This is a genomic window from Pseudomonas sp. H3_E04 (assembly GCF_054668915.1).
Window position 1 is genome coordinate 2,323,366 of the sequence record NZ_CP162797.1, and the last position, 22,621, is coordinate 2,345,986.

The 22,621-nt window shown below is 59.2% G+C and carries 22 protein-coding genes; 9 read left to right on the top strand and 13 right to left on the bottom strand.

All coding sequences use genetic code 11. The annotated features are described in order from the left end of the window. The first annotated feature begins 102 nt into the window (after positions 1 to 102). The gene (locus AB4N53_RS10395) at positions 103 to 1,254 is read left to right on the top strand and encodes an MFS transporter (protein ID WP_130909827.1); all 1,152 of its coding nucleotides are present in this window, start codon (positions 103 to 105) and stop codon (positions 1,252 to 1,254) included. Positions 1,255 to 1,344: 90 nt separating this feature from the next. Here AB4N53_RS10395 and AB4N53_RS10400 read toward each other — a convergent pair whose 3' ends face one another. From AB4N53_RS10400 to AB4N53_RS10415, 4 genes are all read right to left on the bottom strand, one after another. After that, positions 1,345 to 3,771, bottom strand: a complete 2,427-nt coding sequence (locus AB4N53_RS10400; protein WP_460120289.1) for a TonB-dependent siderophore receptor — start codon at positions 3,769 to 3,771, stop codon at positions 1,345 to 1,347. Positions 3,772 to 3,869: 98 nt separating this feature from the next. Then, entirely contained in the window at positions 3,870 to 4,853 is a 984-nt protein-coding gene (locus AB4N53_RS10405) for a FecR family protein (RefSeq protein WP_460120291.1), read from the bottom strand. Positions 4,854 to 4,893: 40 nt separating this feature from the next. Then, complete coding sequence (locus AB4N53_RS10410; RefSeq protein ID WP_460120293.1) at positions 4,894 to 5,385, bottom strand: sigma-70 family RNA polymerase sigma factor; 492 nt, start codon at positions 5,383 to 5,385, stop codon at positions 4,894 to 4,896. 62 nt (positions 5,386 to 5,447) lie between these two features. Further along, on the bottom strand, positions 5,448 to 6,575 hold the full coding sequence (locus tag AB4N53_RS10415) for an MFS transporter (RefSeq protein WP_129999641.1): 1,128 nt from the start codon (positions 6,573 to 6,575) through the stop codon (positions 5,448 to 5,450). A gap of 96 nt (positions 6,576 to 6,671) precedes the next feature. On the opposite strand from AB4N53_RS10415, the gene AB4N53_RS10420 reads away from it, so the two are divergent. From AB4N53_RS10420 to AB4N53_RS10430, 3 genes are all read left to right on the top strand, one after another. Next, a complete protein-coding gene (locus AB4N53_RS10420; protein WP_460120296.1) occupies positions 6,672 to 7,436 on the top strand; it encodes an AraC family transcriptional regulator in 765 nt (254 codons plus the stop codon). 96 nt (positions 7,437 to 7,532) lie between these two features. Continuing rightward, entirely contained in the window at positions 7,533 to 8,642 is a 1,110-nt protein-coding gene (locus tag AB4N53_RS10425; RefSeq protein WP_460120298.1) for an HlyD family secretion protein, read from the top strand. Then, a complete protein-coding gene (locus AB4N53_RS10430) occupies positions 8,639 to 10,231 on the top strand; it encodes a DHA2 family efflux MFS transporter permease subunit (RefSeq protein ID WP_460120300.1) in 1,593 nt (530 codons plus the stop codon). The genes AB4N53_RS10425 and AB4N53_RS10430 overlap by 4 nt, the downstream gene beginning before the upstream one ends. Positions 10,232 to 10,348: 117 nt before the next feature. Here AB4N53_RS10430 and AB4N53_RS10435 read toward each other — a convergent pair whose 3' ends face one another. Beyond that, the gene (locus AB4N53_RS10435) at positions 10,349 to 10,789 is read right to left on the bottom strand and encodes a carboxymuconolactone decarboxylase family protein (protein WP_150634860.1); all 441 of its coding nucleotides are present in this window, start codon (positions 10,787 to 10,789) and stop codon (positions 10,349 to 10,351) included. A gap of 189 nt (positions 10,790 to 10,978) precedes the next feature. Between AB4N53_RS10435 and AB4N53_RS10440 the strand changes: the two genes are divergently transcribed. Then, a complete protein-coding gene (locus AB4N53_RS10440; RefSeq protein WP_460120302.1) occupies positions 10,979 to 11,308 on the top strand; it encodes a hypothetical protein in 330 nt (109 codons plus the stop codon). 820 nt (positions 11,309 to 12,128) lie between these two features. Here AB4N53_RS10440 and AB4N53_RS10445 read toward each other — a convergent pair. The 3 genes from AB4N53_RS10445 to AB4N53_RS10455 form a co-directional block, all read right to left on the bottom strand. Continuing rightward, positions 12,129 to 13,697 carry a sensor domain-containing diguanylate cyclase gene (locus tag AB4N53_RS10445; RefSeq protein ID WP_460120304.1) on the bottom strand — a complete coding sequence of 523 codons (1,569 nt, stop codon included), beginning with the start codon at positions 13,695 to 13,697 and terminating at the stop codon, positions 12,129 to 12,131. A gap of 174 nt (positions 13,698 to 13,871) precedes the next feature. Then, the gene (locus AB4N53_RS10450; RefSeq protein ID WP_460120306.1) at positions 13,872 to 14,645 is read right to left on the bottom strand and encodes an aldolase; all 774 of its coding nucleotides are present in this window, start codon (positions 14,643 to 14,645) and stop codon (positions 13,872 to 13,874) included. A gap of 11 nt (positions 14,646 to 14,656) precedes the next feature. Beyond that, entirely contained in the window at positions 14,657 to 15,364 is a 708-nt protein-coding gene (locus AB4N53_RS10455; protein ID WP_460120308.1) for a haloacid dehalogenase type II, read from the bottom strand. Positions 15,365 to 15,473: 109 nt separating this feature from the next. Here AB4N53_RS10455 and AB4N53_RS10460 point away from each other — a divergent pair, with 109 nt between their 5' ends. Further along, the gene (locus AB4N53_RS10460; protein ID WP_460120310.1) at positions 15,474 to 16,331 is read left to right on the top strand and encodes a LysR family transcriptional regulator; all 858 of its coding nucleotides are present in this window, start codon (positions 15,474 to 15,476) and stop codon (positions 16,329 to 16,331) included. A gap of 15 nt (positions 16,332 to 16,346) precedes the next feature. On the opposite strand, the gene AB4N53_RS10465 is transcribed toward AB4N53_RS10460, so the two are convergent. The 4 genes from AB4N53_RS10465 to AB4N53_RS10480 all read right to left on the bottom strand — a co-directional run bounded on the left by AB4N53_RS10465 (position 16,347) and on the right by AB4N53_RS10480 (position 18,909). Next, positions 16,347 to 16,871: a hypothetical protein gene (locus AB4N53_RS10465; RefSeq protein ID WP_460120312.1), complete on the bottom strand. Its 525-nt coding sequence runs from the start codon at positions 16,869 to 16,871 to the stop codon at positions 16,347 to 16,349. After that, on the bottom strand, positions 16,872 to 17,600 hold the full coding sequence (locus tag AB4N53_RS10470; protein WP_133340438.1) for an alpha/beta hydrolase: 729 nt from the start codon (positions 17,598 to 17,600) through the stop codon (positions 16,872 to 16,874). 4 nt (positions 17,601 to 17,604) lie between these two features. After that, on the bottom strand, positions 17,605 to 18,102 hold the full coding sequence (locus AB4N53_RS10475; protein WP_460145120.1) for a PAAR domain-containing protein: 498 nt from the start codon (positions 18,100 to 18,102) through the stop codon (positions 17,605 to 17,607). Positions 18,103 to 18,240: 138 nt separating this feature from the next. Beyond that, positions 18,241 to 18,909, bottom strand: coding sequence for a ribonuclease T2 family protein (locus tag AB4N53_RS10480; RefSeq protein WP_460120315.1), 669 nt, complete (start codon positions 18,907 to 18,909; stop codon positions 18,241 to 18,243). Between the two features lie 164 nt (positions 18,910 to 19,073). On the opposite strand from AB4N53_RS10480, the gene AB4N53_RS10485 reads away from it, so the two are divergent. Further along, a complete protein-coding gene (locus tag AB4N53_RS10485; protein ID WP_460120317.1) occupies positions 19,074 to 19,544 on the top strand; it encodes a hypothetical protein in 471 nt (156 codons plus the stop codon). A 100-nt stretch (positions 19,545 to 19,644) separates the two neighbouring features. Next, entirely contained in the window at positions 19,645 to 20,433 is a 789-nt protein-coding gene (locus AB4N53_RS10490; protein WP_460120319.1) for a transporter substrate-binding domain-containing protein, read from the top strand. A 136-nt stretch (positions 20,434 to 20,569) separates the two neighbouring features. Here AB4N53_RS10490 and lepB read toward each other — a convergent pair whose 3' ends face one another. Continuing rightward, on the bottom strand, positions 20,570 to 21,364 hold the full coding sequence (gene lepB, locus AB4N53_RS10495; RefSeq protein ID WP_460120321.1) for a signal peptidase I: 795 nt from the start codon (positions 21,362 to 21,364) through the stop codon (positions 20,570 to 20,572). A gap of 906 nt (positions 21,365 to 22,270) precedes the next feature. Here lepB and AB4N53_RS10500 point away from each other — a divergent pair. After that, the gene (locus tag AB4N53_RS10500) at positions 22,271 to 22,480 is read left to right on the top strand and encodes a hypothetical protein (RefSeq protein WP_460120323.1); all 210 of its coding nucleotides are present in this window, start codon (positions 22,271 to 22,273) and stop codon (positions 22,478 to 22,480) included. Positions 22,481 to 22,621 lie beyond the last annotated feature (141 nt).

Genomic DNA, 22,621 nt, shown 5'->3' on the forward strand with positions numbered 1-22,621 from the left:
CAGGGTAGGATGTCCACCGTTATGCCCCGAAAGGCCTGAGATCGAACCTCAACGCCGTGAGAATGTCACTCGGGATGCAGTTGTTTTTTGCCAAGGATCGATATGACCAGCCTCAACCCCCAAGACACGTTCGTCCCCGGACGTCTGCAACAGATGTCCACGCGCATCGCTTTTTTCATCGCCGGCCTTGGTATTGCCGCGTGGGCACCGCTGGTGCCGTATGCCAAGGCGCGGGCCGGGCTGGATGAGGGCACGCTGGGATTATTACTGTTGTGCCTGGGCGTGGGCTCGATTCTGGCGATGCCGCTGGCGGGGATTCTTGCCACGCGCTTCGGCTGCCGACGCGTGGCCACCGGCGGCACGTTGCTGATCTGCGCGGCGCTGCCGTTGCTGGCGACGGTGTCGTCGATCCCGGCGCTGATCGCCACGTTGTTCATGTTCGGCGCCGGTCTCGGCACGGTGGATTCGACGGTGAACCTGCAAGCAGTGATCGTCGAGCGCGCCAGCGGCAAGCACATGATGTCGGGCTTCCATGGCTTGTTCAGTCTTGGCGGAATCGTCGGCGCGGCGGGCGTCAGCGCCCTGCTCGGCCTCGGCCTGACACCGCTGGCGGCGATGCTGGTCGTCGTCGTGTTGTTGATCGGCGCCCTGCTCAAGTGCGTGCCGCACATGTTGCCCTACGGCAGTGAAAGCTCCGGCCCGGCGTTCGCCATTCCCCACGGCATCGTGCTGTTCATCGGCGGCATGTGCTTCATCGTTTTTCTCACCGAAGGCGCCGCGCTGGACTGGAGTGCAGTGTTCCTCGCTCAGGAACGCGGGATCGACACGGCGTACGCAGGCCTGGGCTACGCAGCGTTTGCCCTGACCATGACGGTTGGACGCCTGCTTGGTGACCGCATCGTGCGCAAGCTGGGCGCGACGCGGATCATTCTGTTCGGCGGGCTGTTGGCGGCGGCGGGATTGTTTCTCGCCACCTTCGCACCGAGCTGGCAAGCGGCGCTGGTGGGTTATGCGCTGGTCGGCGCCGGTTGCTCGAACATCGTGCCGGTGCTGTACACGGCGGTGGGCAAACAGACGGTGATGCCGGAAAGCATCGCGGTACCGGCGATTACCACGCTCGGTTATGCCGGGATTCTCGCCGGGCCGGCAGTAATCGGTTTTGTCGCGCATGCCAGCAGTCTGAGTTTTGCCTTTGGATTGATGGCAGTGTTGCTGGTGGCTGTGGCGATTGGCGGCAAAGTCCTCAAGGTCTAAAGCAAAAGATCGCAGCCTTCGGCAGCTCCTACATGGATTTGCGTTCCCCTGTAGGAGCTGCCGAAGGCTGCGATCTTTTGATCTTGTGCTTTAAAAACCTAAGCTGGCCTGCACGAAGAACGTGCGCGGCGCGCCGACATACATCCCCGAGTTGTTGTCGCTGGAACGGGTGAAGTACTGCTTGTCGAAGACGTTTTTCACCCCGGCACCGAGCTTCAGGTTCGACACCTGCGCGCCGAAGTCATAACCGCCGCGCACGTTCCAGGTCACATAACCCGGGATGTCGCCGTACTGCCCGTCCGCCGTGCCTTCGGTAATGTAGTTGCCGTTGAAACTGCCATCCGCATTCACACCGGTGCCCGGCGAACGCTGCTTCGATTGGGCGAAGCCGTCGATGTTCCAGGTCCAGCGGTTGATGTCGTAACGCAATCCGACCGTGGCCACCTGGCGCGAATAGAACGGCAGATCGCGGCCCTTGAAGCCGGGGATCTCGCCTTCATAAGTGGCGCGAGTGTAGGTTAGGCCGGCGTTGGCGGTCAGACCATCGAGGCGCGGGTCGAGTGCGGCCATGTCGTAGTGCACCGAGGCTTCGATGCCCTGGTGTTTGGTCGCACCGAGGTTGGTCCAGCCGACGTCGTTGCTGATGTATTGCAGTTCGTCATCGAAATCGATGTAGAAAAGCGTCACCTCGCCGCCCCACACATCATCGTTGTAGCGCGTGCCGATCTCGTAGGTCTTGGCCTTTTCCGGCTCCAGACCGTTGGCGGTGCTGTCACCCGAACCGCCCTGGCCGAGCTGGAAATACTGCAGGCTGCCGAACGAGGTTTCGTAGTTGGCGAACAGCTTCCAGGCATCGGACAGGTGATACATCACGCTCAGCGCCGGCAGCGGTTCGTTGCTTTCGATGCTGCGGTTTTTCTCCGGTACCGGGCGGCCAGCGGTGTCGAGCACGGCGCGGTCGTGCCAATCGGTGCTGATGTGTTCGAAGCGAATGCCCGGGGTGATGGTCCAGTTGCCGACGTCGATCTTGTTGTCGACATACACCGAGTTGGCCTCGGTGCCACCGGTGCGATCCTGGAATACGTGGCCGTCGGAGGTCGGCGTGACCACCGGCTGATTGTTGACCAGCGCCAGACGACTCGACTCTTCGTGCATCGCCTCTTTCAGATAGCGATAACCGACGCTGACTTCCTGGGTGGTCGGGCCGACATCGAACACCCGCGACACGCGCGGCTCGATGCCGAGGGTGTAGTAGGAACGCGGGTACGAGCTGAGGGTGCGCTGATCGCGCGCGGCGATAGTACTGCCACGAAAGCTGTCGGTGTAATAGGTGAGGATTTCCGCCTGAGTGCGCTCATCGATCTGGCGGGCCCACTTGAACGACACGTCCTTGCGTCGGCCTGTGAACTGGTCGTAGTCACGCACTGATTCGTAGGGCTTGTCGTCGTACTGACGCTGGGTCAGACCGCCGGGCATGTCGGCGCTGGCGTCGTAGTAGTGGAAGTTGAGACTGAAATCGTCCTGATCGGTCGGCGCCCAATGCGTCTTGAGCAGCACGTCGTCGATATCGTTGCCGTTGTTGCGCTCGCGATAGCCATGACCGTTGACGCCGGAGTACAGCAGCGCGACGCCCATGCCGTTGTCGGCGGTGCCACCGAGGAATGCGGTGTCGATGTGTTTCCAGCCGCCGTACTGAGTCGTTTCCAGGGTGGTGCCGATTTCGCCTGTGGCTTTCTCCGGGATCGCGCGGGTCACAAAGTTGATCACGCCGCCGACGTTCTGCGGCCCGTAGCGCACGGAGCCGGCGCCGCGCACGACGTCGATGCTGTCGAGGTTGCCCGAGGAAATCGGCGCCATCGACAACTGCGGCTGGCCGTACGGGGCGAACGCCGCTGGTACGCCATCGATCAAAACAGTCGAGCGTGGCGACAGGCGCGAAGTCAGACCGCGTACGCCGACGTTGAGGGAAATATCACTGCCGCCGGTGCCATTGGAGTCCTGCACCTGCACGCCGGGCACGCGCTTGAGCACATCACTGACGTTCATCGCACCCTGCTCGACCATTGCTTCGCGGCGAATCACCGTGCGCGCGCCGGGGTGGTTCTGCACCACCGCCGCGTCGGCGTCACCGAGCCAGTCGCCGACCACTTTGATGTCGGTCACGCCGAGCTCCAGCGGGCCGTTGCTGGCTGCGGAGGTGGCTGCTGGGGCGAGCGTCACCGAGCCTTCGTTGATCTGGTAATCGAGACCGCTGCCCTGCAACAGCTGCCGCAAAGCCTGCTCTGGCGAAAGGTCACCGTCGACCGCTGGGGCCTGTTTGCCGGCCACCAGCTCAGGGCTGAAAAACACCTGCAGCGAGGTTTGCTGGCCCAGTTCGCTCAAGGCCTGCCCCAGCGGCTGCGCGCGAATATGGATAGCGTCAGCGGCAAACGCCAACGGCATCGCTGCGCTGACGGCCAGCGCGAGCGCCAATGGCAACCAAGAGGATTTTTTATTGTGGGTTGTGGTGATGTTCACGTCGTACGGAGTCCTGTGGATCGCAAGAAGGTGCGGCTGTTAATGCAAACCAGTTGCAGTTGAACAGGAAGACGATGAACTGGAAAAAAACCTGAATGCTATCTGGAAATTATTTCCTGACTGCCATCAGCGAGAGTCCGCACGGCCACCGGCAGAATGGTCGGCAGGGCTTTGAGCAAGGCGTCGGTATCGTCGGATTTGAACACGCTGGTCAGGCGCAGGCTGGCCACGTTCGGCTGGGATACGGTCAGCGGTTTGTCGCGATAGCGCGATACTTCGACCGCGACTTCGCTGAGGCTGGCGTTGTTGAACACCAGTTTGCCGTTGCGCCATGCGGTCAACTGCGCCGGGTTGACCGCGTAGGCCGGCCGGACTTGGCCTTGCGCATCGACCGACGTGCCGAGGCCTGCGGTGAGGTTGATGAATTGGTTGTCCGGGGCAGCACTTCCCTGCACTTTAACCGTGCCCTGCTCCACCGCCACGAGGGTTTGCGTGGCATCGCGGCGCACGTCGAAACGCGTACCGGTGACTGTGACCTTGCCGCTGCCGGCTTCGACAATAAACGGACGCGAGGCGTCATGTTCGACGCTGAACAGCGCCTCGCCCGCGCTCAATTCGATAACCCGTCGATCCTGTTCATAACGGACCTGCAAGCGGCTGCGGCTGTTCAGATCGATCACCGAACCGTCCGGCAACGCCACATGCTTGCGCTCGCCCAACGCCGTGACGAATTCGGCGCGGTAAGCGCCCGGTTGATTCAAACCACTGAACAGGCCAAGCCCCAGCGCCACGGCCAGAACACTCGCGGCCATGGCATAACGCAGCAACGGCCGGCGTTCGCGACGAGGTGGCGGAGTTTCAACCAGCGCTTGAAGACGTGAGGTCGGCAGCAAATCAGCCGCCGCCCACAAGCCCTGCAGCAACTGGAATTCTTCGCGGTGTTGCGGATGCTCGTTCAGCCAGGCGTCGAAGCGCTGCTGGTGCTCGACGCTGAGATTCGGCTCCTGCAAACGCACGAACCACGCCGCCGCCTCGTCACGCACCGCCGCTTGTCCACAGGTGCAATCACCCGTCTCCATCATGGAATGTCCTGTCCGGCTGAGAATGAAAAGGTGCGAGCGCTCATGATTGCAACCCATCCAGCCGCTCACGCAGATGCCGCAGGGTGCGGATCATATACTTTTCGACCATGTTCTTGGACAGCCCCAGGCGTTCGGCAATTTCCGCCTGCGTCAGGCCTTCGATCTTCTGCCAGACAAAGATCTTGCGGCAGTTGAGCGGCAACTCGGTGAGCGCGCGTTCGATGGAATCGGCCAACTGGATCGCGTGCATGTAATGCTCCGGATCGCCCGCAGACGACGCACTGTCGTCAGCCGCCTCCGACTCCATGACGCCCCGCCGGTCCTCCCGCCGATAACCATCGACCGCGATATTACGCGCCGTCTGATGCAGATAAGCGCGCGGCTGCTGCACCGTCGCCGAATCCGCCTCGAGCACCCGCACAAAGGTGTCGTGCGCCAGATCCTCGGCCTGCGCGCGATTGCGCAGGCGACGAGTCCAGGTGCCGATCAACTCTTCGTAATACTCGAAAAAGCCGGATCTGCGGGAGCGCATGGGATGGGCGGCGTGGTGAGAAAGGGGCGTGAATAGTAATGCTTCGTATTAACCCGGGCAATTCATTCCTTGGATACAAATGTTGTCAGCAACAACGCCACGCCGTTGCATACGATCAGCGTCGCTCCCAAAGCCTGAAACCAACCAGCGAGTATCAGCCCCGCGCCTACCAGCAAGTAGTACATCAAACCCAACAGCGCACCGGCAGTACCCAGCCGATCGGCATACTCCACCAGCGCCAGGCCGAGAATATTGGGGATGGCCATACCGAATGCCAGCACGATCAACAGCATCGGCAACACGAACGCGGCGCTGTCCTGCAATAACCAGACGCCAATGCCACCGGCCAGGCCGCAGAACGCTGCGAGCCGGATCAATTGCATCGCCGCATACCCGGCCTGCAACAAACGCTTGTTGAACCACGCACCAAGCCCCGAACCCAACGCAAGCAACACGCCGCTGTAGCCGAACCAGCTTTCGCTCAAACCCAAGCGCTGGAACATGAACGGTGCGAGGCTGTAGTAACTGAACAGCGCAACGTTGAAGCAAGCGATCCAAAGCGCCGAGCGCCAGATTCCGCGGTCACTCAGCATGCGCCAAAGGGTGTCGGGAAGACTGACATCAGGCGTCTGTTGCGGGCGTGATTCCAACAGACCGTACCAACTCCATAGCCATAAACATGCAGCAAGCAGCACCAGCGCGCCCAGCACACCGCGATAACCGAACACCTGCACCAGGCTCGCGCCGCTGAACAGTCCAATCGCCGGACTCGCCGCCAGCGCGATGCCGACCACGGAAAATACCTGGGCCAATTCAGCGCCCTTGAAGCGATCACGCAATACGGTTTGCGTTACCACCGAAGCCACCGCCGCGCCGAACGCCGCCACGCCCTGCACCAACAGCAAACCGTTGAAACTGCTGACTCGCAGACCGACCAGCAGCGCAACTGCATACAGCGCCATCCCCACCAGCATCACCGGTCGCCGCCCGAAGCGATCACACGCGCGGCCCCACACCACTACACCAAAGGCAAACGCCAGGAAATACACCGACAAGGTCTGCGCTGCCGTTTGCGGACCAACAGCGAAGGCTCGACCGATATCACTCAGCGCCGGGCTGTATAGCGTTTGCGCGATCTGCGCAAACATCAGCAGGGCAATAGCCAGCGCAAGCAAACTCCGCTTGTTCATTCCAATGACTCCTCTACGAAAGCAGAGAAGTTTAAAAACCGGTGCTTGGCGTATTATCCGGATCCCGCCAACTTATCGCTGAAATCGGACAATTCCATGGCTTGGCTCGATGCCCATTCGACGTTTGATGCAGACAGTTTTGCCGCTCCGGTGATCGGTCTTGCATCGACCATGGCTGACCACGATTCAGGCATGCACTGTCATCAGCGCGGGCAATTGCTCTACACGCGCCAAGGCTGCATCCGGATTGATCTGGCGCAGCAGTTGTGCTTGTTGCCACCCTCGCGGGCAGCGTGGATTCCGGCCGGGGTCAGCCATCGTGCGGTGATGCAGCGGAGTGTCGACTATCGCTCGATCTACCTGGTCGGTGATTTATGTCACGGGTTGCCGCAGCAGGTTTGCGTCATCGAAGTCAGCCCCTTGCTGCGCGCGTTGCTCGAGCCCATGGCGACGGCGGCTTTCGACACTGACTGGCAAACAGGCAGATTCGCCCATCTGCTCGGGCTGTGTCTGAGTGAAATCAATGACGCAGTGCAGCAACCGATGCTGTTGCCATTGCCTCGGGACAAACGGCTGACGTCATTGCTGGCCGTACCCGATCGGCTGCCGCCAACGCTGCACGTGCTTGAACAACAGATCGGCGCCAGCAGCCGCACCATCGGCCGCATCTTCCAGCGCGAAACCGGCATGAGTTATCAGCAATGGCGCCAACAGTGGCGGCTGATGCGCGCCATTGAACTGCTCGCTAGCGAGAGAAGCCTGAGTTACTGCGCCTTTGCGCTGGGGTTTGCCAGCGACAGCGCGTTCATCGCCTTCTTCAAATCCATCACCGGCAGCACGCCGGGCCAATGGCTCAAATAAGCAACTGACGATTGGCCGCAGAAATGATTTGCCACTAAATATTACTCGCGTCATATTACAGCCGTAATAACGAGTCACTTCCTCAGGTACGACGCCATGACCAGCATGCCTTCCCCCGATCCTGTTCCGGTCAAGACCAGGCCTGCCCTGTTCAAACGCCTATTGATCTGCGGCAGCGTTTTGCTTGCGCTGATTCTGGGAGGCATTTACGCCGTGCACTGGTGGGGCAGCGGGCGCTTTCTCGAAGAGACCGACGATGCCTACATCGGTGGCAACGTCACGGTGATCGGGCCGAAGGTCGCCGGTTATATCGACGAGGTGCTGGTCGGCGACAACCAGTCGGTGAAAGCCGGCGATGTGTTGATCCGCCTCGATGCCCGCGACTATCGCGCCAATCTGGCCAAGGCTGAAGGCGCCGTGGCTGCTGAAGAAGCGCTGCTGGCCAACCTTGACGCCACCGAACAATTGCAGCACGCCGTGATCGGTCAGGCCCACGCAGGAATCGATGCGGCGAGCGCGGAGACGGCGCGCTCACGGGACGACAACACGCGCTACAAGCGGCTGGTGAGCAGCAACGCGGTGTCGGTGGAAAGTGCGCAGCGCGCCGACGCCACTTTCAAGACCGCACAAGCCCTCAGCGCCCGCGCCCAGGCCGAACTGCTCGCCGCACAACGGCAATTGGCGGTGATCGAAACCCGCAAACAACAGGCTCGCGCCGCTCTCCAACAAGCCCGCGCCGAACGCGATCTGGCCCAGTTGAACCTCGGTTACACAGAACTGCGCGCCCCCGTCGATGGGGTAATCGGCAATCGCCGCGCCAGGGTTGGCGCCTATGCCCAGGCAGGTTCGCAGCAACTGTCGGTGGTGCCCGCCAGGGGTCTGTGGGTCGATGCCAATTTCAAGGAAGACCAATTGGCGCGAATGAAGCCCGGGCAACGGGTGAGCATCCGCGCCGACGTGCTGCACGGCCAGGAATTCCACGGCCACCTCGACAACCTCGCTCCCGCCACCGGCTCGCTGTTCAGCGTATTGCCGCCGGAAAATGCCACCGGCAACTTCACTAAAATCGTTCAGCGCGTGCCCGTCAGAATCGTTCTGGATCCCGCCGACAGCGTGCTCGGCCATCTACGCCCGGGCCTGTCTGTCACCGCTGAAGTAGACACCCGCGCCGCGCCTGAAACCACCGCCGTAGCCGTCGCGCCATGAGCAGCAGCGTCGCGGCTCCTGCGCAACCCTTCAACGCGGCGGACATGAGCACGGCGACCAAAGTGTTTGCCTTCGCAACGATGTGCATCGGCATGTTCATCGCCCTGCTGGACATCCAGATTGTCTCGGCGTCGCTGCGCGATATCGGCGGTGGCTTGTCCGCCGGCACCGACGAAACCGCGTGGGTGCAGACCAGTTACCTGATCGCCGAGATCATTGTGATTCCATTGTCGGGATGGCTGTCGCGGGTGTTTTCCACGCGCTGGTTGTTCTGTGCCTCGGCGGTCGGTTTCACCCTCGCCAGCCTGCTCTGCGGTCTGGCCTGGAATATCCAGAGCATGATCGCGTTTCGTGCGCTGCAAGGTTTTCTCGGCGGCTCGATGATTCCGCTGGTGTTCACCACGGCGTTCTTTTTCTTCACTGGCAAGCAACGGGTGATAGCCGCCGCGACCATCGGCGCGGTGGCTTCGCTGGCGCCCACACTGGGGCCGGTGATCGGCGGCTGGATCACTGACATTTCTTCGTGGCACTGGCTGTTCTACATCAATCTGGTGCCGGGCATTTTCGTCGCCGTGGCGGTGCCGATGCTGGTCAAGATCGATCAGCCGGAACTGTCGCTGCTCAAGGGCGCGGACTACCTGAGCATGCTCTTTCTCGCGCTGTTTCTCGGCTGCCTGGAATACACCCTTGAAGAAGGCCCGCGCTGGAACTGGTTCAGTGACCAGACGATTCTCACTACCGCGTGGATCAGCGGACTCGCCGGGTTGGCCTTCATCGGCCGTACGCTGCACGTGGCCAATCCGATCGTCGATCTGCGTGCGTTGAAGGATCGCAATTTCGCCCTCGGCTGCTTCTTTTCCTTCGTCACCGGCATCGGCCTGTTCGCGACGATTTACCTGACGCCGCTGTTTCTCGGACGCGTGCGCGGCTACAGCGCGCTGGACATTGGCATGGCGGTTTTTTCCACCGGCGTGTTCCAGATTCTGGCGATTCCGCTGTATGCCTTTCTCGCCAATCGCATCGATCTGCGCTGGATCATGATGCTCGGCCTCGGCCTGTTTGCCTTGTCGATGTGGGAGTTCAGTCCGATCACCCACGACTGGGGCGCCGGGGAGTTGATGCTGCCGCAAGCGTTGCGCGGAATTGCCCAGCAACTGGCCGTACCGCCAGCGGTGACGTTGACTTTGGGTGGGCTGGCACCGGCGCGACTCAAGCACGCTTCGGGGTTGTTCAATCTGATGCGCAACCTGGGTGGCGCGATTGGCATCGCTGCCTGCGCGACGATTCTCAATGACCGCACCAACCTGCATTTCACCCGGTTGGCCGAGCATCTGAACAGCAGCAATGAAGCCATGAATCAGTGGCTGTCGCAGGTCGGCGGCAACTTCGCCAATCTCGGCCAGAGCGACGATACCGGCGTCACCGCCAGCCTGCGCCAATTGTGGCTGCTGACGTATCGCGAGGCGCAGACGCAGACCTATGGCGATGCGTTTCTGATGATCATGGTGTGTTTCATCATCGCCACGGCGATGGTGCCCTTGATGCGCAAGGTGCAGCCACCGGCGGCGCCTGGTCCGCAAGCACACTGAAGATTTACCTGTGGGAGCGAGCCTGCTCGCCAATGCGGGATGTCAGTAACAATGATGGTGACTGTCTCGACGCCTTCGCGAGCAGGCTCGCTCCCACAAGGGATCTGCGTGAATGCCTTAAGCCTGCGGCAATTTGCGGAAGCCCACCGCCAGGCGATTCCAACCGTTGATGGTGTTGATCGCCACGGTCAGGTCAACCAGTTCCTTGGGCGAAAACTGCGCAGCGACTACTTCATAGTCTTCGTCCGGCGCGTGAGTCAGGCTCAGTTGCGTCAGTGATTCGGTCCACAGCAGTGCGGCACGCTCACGCTCGCTGAAGAACGGCGCTTCCCGCCATGCCGTCACGGCGAACAGGCGACGCGGGGTTTCGCCGCCTTTGATGGCGTCGGCGGTGTGCATGTCGATGCAGAATGCGCAGCCGTTGATCTGTGAAGAGCGCAGCTTGACCAGTTCGAGCAGGCTCTTTTCCAGCGACAGTTTCGAGACGGCATTTTCCAGCGCCATCATCGCTTTCATGGCATCAGGGGAAGCGGTGTAGAAATCGGCACGAGGTTGCATGGTGGGCTCCGGGGTAGCGATTGAATGTGTGGCTACGTTAGTCCCCGGGGGTGGTTCGGCAAATAGCCAATATTGCAGAAGAACGGTAGGCCACTTGGCGCAGCGATTGACCGCTCGTCACTCGACTGGCACCAAGGCTTGGGCGCGCAAGACCAATATCAGGTAATCCCCTTTATCAGGAGACGTACCATGATGACGCGCAAACTCACTTCGTTATTGTTGGCCGGCCTGCTCGCCACGGCATCCGCCGCCAGCTTCGCTGCCAATGACAGCACCGATGCGACGGGCACCAAGTCCGGCGGCGCCAGCAGCTCGACCATGCCGCCAGACAACACCCCGGGCTCGCCATCGGGTGGCAGCGGTTCTGGCGCAACCAATAACGGCACCGGCACTGGTTCGAGTATGGGCACCGGGACGGGCACCAACGGTGGCGCCAGCGGTTCGGGTTCCGGCGCGGGCGGCGGCACCGGTTCGGCCGGCGGCGGCACAGGTGGTGCAGGCGGTGGCACGGGCGGCTGAACGAACAAGAGCCATCCCAGATAGTCTTGAGCCCATCACGGACCGATGTGGGAGCAACTGTCTTGGATGGCTGACGTTGCCTTCCCGGGGACAGCATGACTCCCACAGTTTCTGCAGCGAGCCCACTCCCACAGGATTCCGGTAGCACCCAAATTCCCGGCCACCTCACAAATCTCATGTGGGAGCGGGCTTGCTCGCGAAAACAGTGTGTCAGGCACAGGTGACCCGCCTGACCTACCGCCTTCGTGAACAAGCCCACTCCCACAGAATTCCGGTAGCACTCAAATTCCCGGCCACCTCACAAATCTCATGTGGGAGCGGGCTTGCTCGCGAAAACAGTGTGTCAGGCACAGATGATCCGCCTGACCTCCCGCCTTCGTGAGCAAGCCCACTCCCACAGAATTCCGGTTGCACTCAAATTCCCGGGCACCTCGCAAATCTCATGTGGGAGCGGGCTTGCTCGCGAAGACAGTGTGTCAGGCACAGATGATCCGCCTGACCTCCCGCCCTCATGAGCAAGCCCACTCCCACAGAATTCCGGTAGCACTCAAATTCCCGGCCACCTCACAAATCTCATGTGGGAGCGGGCTTGCTCGCGAAAACAGTGTGTCAGGCACAGATGATCCGCCTGACCTACCGCCTTCGTGAATAAGCCCACTCCCACAGAATTCCGGTTGCACTCAAATTCCCGGGCACCTCGCAAATCTCATGTGGGAGCGGGCTTGCTCGCGAAGGCGGTCTGTCAGCCAACATCGATGCAAGCTGACACGCCGATTCGCGAGCAAGCCCGCTCCCACTTTCGCTTTATTGATTGAAAGAATCAGCGATCCGACCGCATCAGTTCGGCAAAATCTTCTTCCGGTGCAAACACCGCCGCGCGGTTGCGCCCGGCATTTTTCGCCTGATACAACGCCGCATCCGCACGCTGGATAAACACCTGCGGGCTGTCGTTGCCGTGCGGAACAAAGGAATAACAGCCCAGGCTCACGGTGAGATAACCGGTCGGCGAGCCGCTGTGGATGATGTGCTTGTCGATCAAGCTGCGCCGAATCTGCCCGGCAATTGCCAGCGCGCCGTTGATGTCCGTGTCCGGCAACAGCACGGCAAATTCTTCGCCGCCATAACGCACCGCCAGATCCGACTTGCGCTGGCAGCAGGTCTTCACCACTTGCGCCACCTGCGCCAGGCATTGATCGCCGGCGACATGACCATAAGCGTCGTTGTAGCGCTTGAAGAAATCGATATCGAGCATGATCAGGCTGACCGGGCTGACCTGGCGCGCGCCACGGGCAAATTCGATGTCCAGCGAGCGCTCGAACAAGCGCCGATTGGCCAACCCGGTCAGACTGTCGTGGGTGGCGATCTGCTCCAGCGCCAGTTGCGCCTTGCGCAGATTTTTCTCGATACGCTCGCCGTCGCGCACCTGATGAATGAACACCCAGCCGAACAGGCCAACCCCGAGAATCACCAGCGCGACAATCACGCTGGACTGAAAGGCGCGGTCATACCAGCCCTGCAGAATCGTGTCTTGCGAAGTCGCAGCAGAGACCACCAGCGGATACGAGGCGAGCTGTCGATAGCCATACAAGCGGGTCACGCCATCGACCACGGAATTGAGCATCGCCGTGCCCGCATTAGCGTTCGGCAGCAGGGTTTGATAGATCTCGCCGTGGGCCACCGAGGTATTGATCAGCGACTCATCGAAGGGGCGTCGCGCCAGCAAGGTGCCGTCGGTCAGCGCCAGAAACATGATGCCGCTGTCATCGAGGCTGAAGCTTTTGAAGAACTGATCGAAGTACGACATGCGAATGCCGGCCATCAGCACGCCCTGAAAATTGCCGAGCTGGTCGTTGACGCGTCTGGAAATCGGAATGATCCACTCGCCGTTTTCGCGGCTGCGAATCGCCGGGCCGATGTGCGCGACCGTCGAAGCATTCTGCTGATGGAACTTGAAATAGTCGCGATCGGCCACGCCATTGCCACGAGGCAGATCGGCGAACGACGTGATGATCCACTGCCCTTCGCGATCGAAGAGAAAGATGCCATGCAACTGATCCAGTTGCTGCGCGCGGCGGGCAAAGATCCGCTGCAACCGAGGTCGCTGCGCCGTCCCGTAACCATCATCCTGAATCCAGTCGACGAGGCTGGTCATCACCAGATCCGCCGCCCGCACGGTGTCCTCGGCCTGCTGCGCCATGGCCCGGGTCAGGTTGCCGGAAGCCATCTTCGCCACCGCCAGATCCTGACGCCGCGACTGCTCCAATTGCAGGTACAGCAAACCGCACAGGCACAGGCTCACCGCAACGATGAACAGCACCGCCGCTTTGCGTAGCGGCAGGCGCTTAAGCGTGCCGGGGGCTTGATGCGGATCGTGAATGGGGATTGGCAAAAGCATGTCCTGGGCAGGTACGACAGGGGCGCGAGCCCGAAACCCTTGTATGTGTGAGCGTAGCCCACCGGGATGTACCGGGCAAACGCCCGCCTCCCGCCCAGTTATCGGCGCGTCGCGAGTTTGGATGATCGCTTTTCGTCGATTTATTTACGATTGCTTCTTTACGGTTAATCAGTTGTGCAGGGCCAGCCGCCGCATCACGCTGGTCAGGTGCGCGCGAGCACTTTGCGCATCGCCTGCACGCATTTGTTCATAAGCGCGCTGCGCAATCACATGGGGCAGCGGTTTCAGTTCGCGCTGAGTAGCCATGGCCAGCAGCTGCACCTGCGCAGCGCGTTCCAGGTAATACAGATCGTCCCAGGCTTCAGCAATGGTCGGCGCGGCGACAATCACGCCGTGGTTTTTCAGAAAAAGAATGTCGGCGTCGCCCATGACGCTGGCGATGCGATCGCCTTCGGATGCGTCCAGCGCGAGGCCGTTGTAATCCTCGTCCACCGCTGTGCGCCCATAGAACTTCAGCGAGGTCTGCCCCAGCCACAGCAGCGGCGGGCCTTGCAGCAGGCACAACGCGGTGGCGTGCGGCATGTGCGTGTGAAAGGCGACTTTTACCCGTGGCAGTTGTTTGTGCAAACGCGCGTGGATGTAGAACGCGGTCGCTTCGGGCTCGCCATGGCCATCGACCACGTTACCGGCGAAGTCGCAGACCAACAGATTCTGTGCCGTTACCTCCGAAAAAGCGAAGCCGTACGGATTGACCAGAAACAGATCATCATGCCCCGGCAGCATCGCCGAAAAGTGATTGCAGATGCCCTCCTCCAACCCATGCAGGGCTGCCAGTTGAAAGCACGCAGCGAGTTCGTTGCGGGCGGTGATGATCGCCTCGGTTTCCAGGTTCAACGTTGCGGTGGGTCTGGCTTTGCCAGTGCCGCTCAAGACATGAGCCATGGCAATTCTCCTTAGGTCCAGCCGAGGGATTTGAACAGCGGCAGCACTTGATCGAGGCTGGGCAGGATCGCGTCGGGCCGGTAGTCCGGCAACAACTGACGCCCCGTGCCGCGATCGATCCACACGCAACGAAAACCCATGTCCCGCGCCGCCGTGTGATCGAGCATGGGGCTGGCGCAGATGTGCACCACTTCATCCCGCGTCACGCCCAATTGTTCATGAGCGTAGTCGAACAGACGTGGCGCCGGTTTGTAGGCACCGGCCTGTTGCGCGGTGATCACCCGGTCGATATGGCCGACGAGTTGCGCGACGTTGCCGGCAATAATGTCGTCGTCGGTGTTGGAGACGATGCACAGCTTGAAACCCATCGCTTTGAGCTGCGCGAGGGTGTCGACCACTTCGGCAAATGGCGGCATGTTCGGGATGGCCGCCGCCAAGCGTTGACTGTCCTCGGGCTGACCAGGCAAGTCCAATTCTTCCAGCGCCAGTTGCAAGCCGAGTGTGCTCAGTTCGCGAAAGGAACGGTGCGGCGGCGTTTGTTCCAGACGATGCTCGTGACGGTCGTAGACTTCGATCAACTTATCGGCGTCGACTGCGTGCTCGCCCTTGTCGCTGAGTATTTTTTTGACCACGGCTTTCAGTCCCTCATCCCACTGAATCAGCGTGCCGTAGCAATCGAAGGTCAGCCATTGCGGGCGCGGCGTGTTGTTCAAGGTCATTGGTCGATTCCTCCAGAGTGATGACTTCAGCTTATGAGCGCGCGGTGATAGTGTGAAATTAAATAAAAACGCTATCGTCATTCGTAAATCCACTATCAGGAACACCGCCATGCTGGATCTGGAATTGCTGAAAACCTTTGTCTGCGTAGTCGACGAAGGCAGCTTCACCCGCGCAGCCGAGCGTGTGCACCGCACGCAATCGACGGTGAGCCAGCAGGTGCGCAAACTCGAAGATCTGGTCGGCCACCCGCTACTCCTGCGCGACCGCACCGGAGTGAACGTCGCGGTCACCGAACACGGCGAACTGCTGATCCACTATGCGCGCCGGTTACTGGCGCTCTCCGCCGAAGCCACCCAAGCGCTGGCCAGCGACGTCGACTTGGAAGTTCTGCGCATCGGCATGCCGGAAGACTTCGACGCCCGACGCATGGCACTTATCCTCGCCGGCTTCACCCGCAACCATCCGCAAGCGCGCCTGGAAACCATCAGCGGCATGAGCCTCGACCTGCGCCAGCGCCTCGACGCCGACGATATCGACATCGCCCTGATCAAACGCGAACCCGACAGCGGCCCGGCATGGGCCACCTGGCCGGAGCGGCTGGTTTGGGTCAAAAACCCCGACTTCGACACCTCCCGCGATGTGCTGCCGCTGGCGCTGTTTCCGCAGGGCTGCCTGTATCGACAGCGGGCTATTCGCCTGCTCGATGTGGCGCAGCGACCGTGGCGAGTAGCGTTCGGCAGCCACAGCCTGACCGGGATTCAAGCGGCGGTAGCATCTGGGTTAGGGATTTCGGTTTTGCCGGTTTCGGCGGTATTGCCAGAGCATGAGGTGTGTAGGGATCTGCCGGAGTTGGCCCCGACGGAACTGGCGCTGGTCAGCCGCGAGGGAGTGTTGAGCGGGTTGCAGCAGGGGCTGGTGGAGTTTTTGCGTGGGGAATTGGGGGTGGATGCGGGGGGATTTGCCTGAATCCCCCGAGGATCTTTATTCGGGTTTGTTGATTTCGCGGAGCAGGTCGGCGGTGGGGATGTTCATGGTGTTTGAGTAGTAGGGTTTGTAGCCGTAGGCAGTAATGACGACTTTGCAGGGTATGCTTTTTTTGCGGGATAGCAGATCGTTGAGTTCTGGTACCGAAAGATTGTCCTGCGTGCTGCCGTTATCTTGGGTTTGGCTTAAAAAAGCACTTGTTACATAGTTGAATCTGCCCCGTGCTTTGTTCGACGCATCTTCGTCGACTAAACCGTATGCGGAATACCTGAACCGGTTAGTAATCGAAAAATCCTCGTCTTCACCCAGTGCACACTTCAGCATTGTCGAAGCGGCACCTACCCTTTTGCCCCTGTTGAATAAATCCAATAGATCTACGTCAGAGCCATAATAAAAAGCGTAAAGGGAGCTATGTCCCTCCCTTTCTAAGGTATGAAAGTTCAGGTTTGCGGGAGGAACACTGTGATCCTTGGCGCAAGAGGTACAGAAAATGAGCATGAGCCCAACCGACAACTTCTTCATTCAACAGGTTTCCTTGTTGATTGCATCGTACATAAGGTCACTCACTGACCGTCCTTGGGCGATGGGCGACAAGAACATCGCTGAAGCATTAGCGTGGTTCGTATTCATATTCACATTGATATCTGGCCCGCTATTGATCTGCCATTTTTCTCCGAAATCAGCTACTGAGTCGGATTGATCAGGCCTCGATGGCACAGCCTTTATGTTGATCCAGTAATTAGCTACCGGCGTTGGCTTGTCTCCATAAATGTCGGACCCTAGCCAGACCAGCGTGCCTTCCCCCACTGGGTCGAGCGTTACCAGCATCTTGATTTCGTAGCCCCACCCGGACATGACACTGGACAGATGCGCACCATTCCAGCCGCCCAGACTGTGACCGACGATGAAGATGGGGCAGGATTTATAGGGAATCAAACTAAGCACATTTTTCTGAATATCCTTCTTCCCCCGCACTTCGTTATAACCAAGCCACTTGGACTTATACTTTCCGGCCTTCTCCAACGCGTCATTTCGCTTATCGAAAACGGTTTTAGCATCGCTGACGTTTTCGAATGGCCCTGAAAAGTAATAACTCTCCTTATCCCCAGCCCCTCCAATAAAAAGCACGATCGCCTTGGTACTTTCCACCGGCACAGGCTTGGCGCTGACATCCTTCTTGTCGGTCAGCGTATGCTCCTTGTGCAGCTTGTAAGTGTTGCCCTTCGCGCACGTTACCGTCTCAGCCGTCATTGCCTCACTCCTCCAGAAACAGCTTGATGGTTTCAGGCAGGTGCGAACTGACTTCATGGGTAAATCCGTCGGCATCAGACACGCCATGCTCCATGCGCCCGTCGGCGCGCTGGATCATGTAGGGATGGTTGGGCATCGGTTCACCGGTCACATCGTTGACCAGTTTCAGCTTGTCGGTGAAGTGCACCGGCATCGGCAGCAGACCACTGAAAGGCGCCGCGACTACGGTGTCGCCAATGATCACCGTGCCTGAACCGCCGATGACGACATTGCCGTGGCCACCGGTGCTGTCCAGCGTCGCCGCGTTCAAGCCATTGATGAACACGGTGCCAGATACAGCGCCGCTGATCGCACTGCCGCAAGCGGACTTGTCGGTCATGCGCGCAGCCGCCAGTCCATCAAAATTGACATTCGGCGAGCCGTTGACGATCGGGTTGGTGCCGTGTCCCGGCAACGGGCAGGCGGTGGGGTCGGTGACGCGGGCAGCGGGTTTTCCGCTCATGAACAGCTCCTTGCGATGTGTCGTACAGATCCTTTGAGGCGCGCAGCATGCGCGAATTTGCCCTCCCCTTCAAATCCTCAGGCCAAAAAAACAGGCGCTCACGGGAGCGCCTGTTTTTCCTGGCTCATTACGGATGGCTTACCGTACCGGCGGCACCCGAATATCCCCCGCCCGACACTGCGTCTTCACCCCTTTGCCACAGGCGCCGAATTGCAGATCCTTGCCCATGCACACCCGCACTTCCGACAGCTGCGGGCCGCTGCAAACCACTGCAATTCCGTCCTCGGGAATACCCGGATTGGTCTTGCGAAACAGATCGACAATCTCTTGCGCTTCGAAGTAGTACGACGTCGAGCCGAACGGCTGCAATTCCTGCGGAATCTTTACCGCGCCAAGGGCCTGATCGGACTTGTCCAGATAGCCCTCCGCGCCAAGACCGCTGCAGGTGCCGTGCTTGGCCCATTCGTGATCAAGGAGTTTCTTCGTCGGGTACATCGTCAGGCCCTTGCTGGTTTCTGCCGCCGATAGCCTGGTCAGCGGCGGACAGGATTCTGGCCAGCCGCCCTGGGCGTATTGCGGCCACAAACCGTGCAGGACAAAACCAAAACCCTTGCCGGTGCATTGCGCGTCGTCCTTGTGCGTCAGACAAAAAGTCGGCGACCAGGACAGCGCCAGCAGGTAGTAGTCGAAGACCCCCGCCACCGATTCCGCCTGCGCTTTGTTCGATGACGACTGACGCGCCGAACTCACGCCGATGCTACCGGCCGTCAGCGCGATCAGCGCCAGAATTGTAAACAGCTTTTTCATTAACCCTTTCCTTGGGACGCCTGCGTCCGTGGTTTTCGTTGTTGGCCAGACCTGGCCAGTGCTGATTTCGACACGCTTGTATTGCAAGCGCATGACGCAAGGCAAGGCCCTGCGCCGTTCAAACGTCTACGCTGAACAGGCAGACATCCAACAAGGGAACCGACATGAGTAAAGCAGACGAACTCGCCGCCAGACTCAAGCAGACACGGCACACCCAGGCTGATGCGGCGCTGGAAATCGATTGCTGGCCTGCTCAGGTGTACGACTTGTATCACCGTATCGAAACCTGGCTACAGCCAGTCACCGAAGTAGGTCTGAAGATTCGGCGAAATCCTACGCACGTTTGCGAAAGTTCGCCGGACGGCGAAACCCATGATTACGCCATCGACCAATTGGTGATCGAAGCGAACCATCACAGTTTGATGTTCGATCCGATTGCGCGGTTTACCGAGGACGGTTGTGGACGTGTCGAGATCAAGGTACCGGGGCGCGATCAGTCGTTGCTGCGCACGGTTGACGAACATGGTGAGAGTCACTGGTGGTTGCAGACTATCGAGACCGGCCAGGAGCTGGATGCGATTGCGCTGACGGAAAACAATCTGCTGCAAGTGGTGCAGCAAGGGCTGGGCCTGTAACGGATCAGCCCTGACACACAACGTCGGACTGGATCAAAGGTGAGAACGTGTTTAACTTCGAACACGTCCTTTCCGTCCACCTCAGAGAAAAGTCCGACAGATGCCAACGATAAAAACCACGATCCTGCTCGGTGCACTGCTTGCGTTACCTTTTGCCGTTCAGGCCGCCGAGCCGACTACTCACCTCGACAGCATCCAGCAACAAGGCCAGTTGCGTGTCTGCACCACCGGCGACTACAAGCCCTACACCTTCAAGCGCAGCGATGGCGATTTCGAAGGCATCGACATCAGCATGGCCCGCTCACTGGCCGACAGCCTCGGCGTCAAGGTGCAATGGGTGCAGACCACCTGGAAAACCCTGATGCCCGACATGCAGGCCGGCAAATGCGACATCGGCATGGGCGGCATCTCGGTCACGCTCGATCGGCAGAAAAAGGCCTACTTCAGCAACACCCTCGACACCGACGGCAAGATCCCGCTGGTGCGCTGCGCCGACCAGTCCAAATACCAGACCATCGACCAGATCAACCAGCCCAACGTGCGCTTGGTCGAACCGGCCGGCGGCACCAACGAAGCTTTCGTTCACGCCTTCCTGCCCAGAGCGCAACTGGCCCTGCACGACAACGTGACGATCTTCCAGCAACTGCTCGACAACAAGGCCGACGTGATGATCACCGACGCCTCGGAAGCGCTGTATCAGCAGAAACTCAAGCCCGGTTTATGCGCGGTGAATCCGCATCAATACATGCAATACGGCGAGAAGGCTTACTTGCTGCCGCGCGACGACATCAGTTGGAAACTGTATGTCGATCAGTGGCTGCATTTGAGCAAGGTCACTGGCAAGTATCAGCAGACGTTGAGCGAGTGGATTGCGGTGCCGGCGCAGTAACTGCTAATCGTCGTGCAGCATGCCGGAGCTGGATTAAGGCTGCTGCCGATGCTTTGGCGGCGCAATTCAGGGCGTGGGCGTTATGGCTTTCCGGCGATGCACAATCGTCGGAGAAGCAAGTCCCTGCAAGAGCCCCTCAGTGTAAAACCGTACCAATCCTTGACCGATTTTCCGACCACCATATCCCTGTGACTATGCCGGTGATGTCATCAACTTTCACCTGCCCCATGAATCGACTGTCATTGCTGCTATCGCGGTTGTCGCCGAGCAGATAGACATGATTCTTTTCGACCAGCGTTGGCGCAGTTTGCATATAGCGAGGGTCCTTCACTCGCTCTCGCGGAGCAAAAAACAGCCCCAGGTTTTCCCCATTGCGAATGACCTCCCCGTCGACTATCGACAAGGTATCGCCCCCCACAGCCGCAACGCGTTTGACCGCCTCGGAACCGTTATAGCGATAGACCACAATGTCTCCGACCTGCGGCGAGCCGATGCGCAGTTTGGTGACGATGTAATCGCCAATAGATAGAGTCGGAACCATCGAACCGGAAGGTATAAAGTAAGTTTTGAATCCCAACGTTGCGGCTCTCAACGGCCCCAGCAATACAAGCGTGATGACGATAAGAATTGCCACATAAAGCACATGGAATCGAATGCCAGGGCTACCCACCGAAGTGTCGTTTCTGCGCGCCAGCATCGCCGCCACAGTCGCAGACCCCAGTTTCACTAGTACGGCGAACACGACCACAGCATATAGCCCTATCGGCGTAGTCGTTAATCCGCACACACCCATCAGAACAACGCCGATATAAAGCAGCGCGGCAATGCGTATCGCCCATTTGACCTGGCCGACGTAGACCAGCCCCCAGCCGGCCACCAGACAGGACATGACGAACGCTTGCAGTGGGCGCTTTGGCGAGGAGGCTTCCATGACGGACTGATCCTGAAAAAAAACGGATGCTACTTAATTGCCACTACTCAGTCCAGTTGTCCAACTGACGTCAGTGTCGGTGCAACGTCAACCAAAGATCCGCCGATCAGCCGGAGCGTCCGCGTCCGGCCTGAACAGATAACGTCGCTGTACGGATCTTTGCCTGTCCGTAATCCTGATAAACTCTTGCGCCTTCGCCTTCTTGATCCAGATTCCTTACATGTCCCTACAACCCGCCCCACTCTCCCGCCGTTTTTCCGTTGCCCCGATGATGGATCGGACTGACACTTCTTTTACCTCCCGTAAATAAAGGGACGAACACCCCGTCGCCAGCCCGTGTACCAGTTGCGTACCAGTTCTGTTTTCCTCCCTCCTACTCTCATGCCTTCTGCCGAATGCGTTAGCAATTTTTAAGCAGCGGTTCTCAGCTCCAATCCTGGCACTGTCTATCGTCGGCAAAGGTGAGCCTTTGTGAGAGTTAAAACCGCGTGCATGAAAGGCCAGCAAACATCCCCATCTTCGCTTACCCCGTTTTCATGTTGACCCCTGGGAAAAAGGTAATATTGGTAATTTCCTTTTTTATCGACGATAAAAACCAATAGAATCAATAGGTTAGACGACTTATTCAAAGGTAATAAAAAGGTAATAGAGGAGTTAGAAAATTACCCTTAGGCGTAGTAATTTCATGCCCCTACGAAAGCCTTTAAAATCAATAACTTAGAAAAATATTACCTCTTCCCTTACCTAATATTACCTTCAAAGGTAATACGTTGAAGCCACGTCCTATAAGGGCTGCAGCCATTTTTTCGCATCTGCTTACCAAAATTACCTTTTTCCCAGCCCCGAACTGAAATCAGCTCCCAGGTGCCCTGCTATGCTTCCTGCTTTCCGAATGGAGTCGAATGCATGGCCAGCGAATATTCTCTAACCGTCGTCCTCGATAAAATATACGAAAATCAGCTCGGCCTCGAAGCTGCGCTGATGGAATTGGTGCTGTTAGTCGAGCAGCAGGGCTACGAGACCATTGGAGAGAATGCCCGGGTGGCGCTTGAGCGTATTGGGGAGAATGCTGGGTTTATAAAGCAGGGTTTAGCGCGCCTCAGAGCGCTCGAGTAAGACTAGCAAGACCACCATCACCTCTTTCCGGACAAAAGCTAAGGAGGTGACGAAAGACACTGTCCGAGCTCGTCTCTGCTGAACGTCGTTCAGCCCCAGTTTCCGATTTTTTCGCAGACCATATTGGCTAAGGCAAGCCAA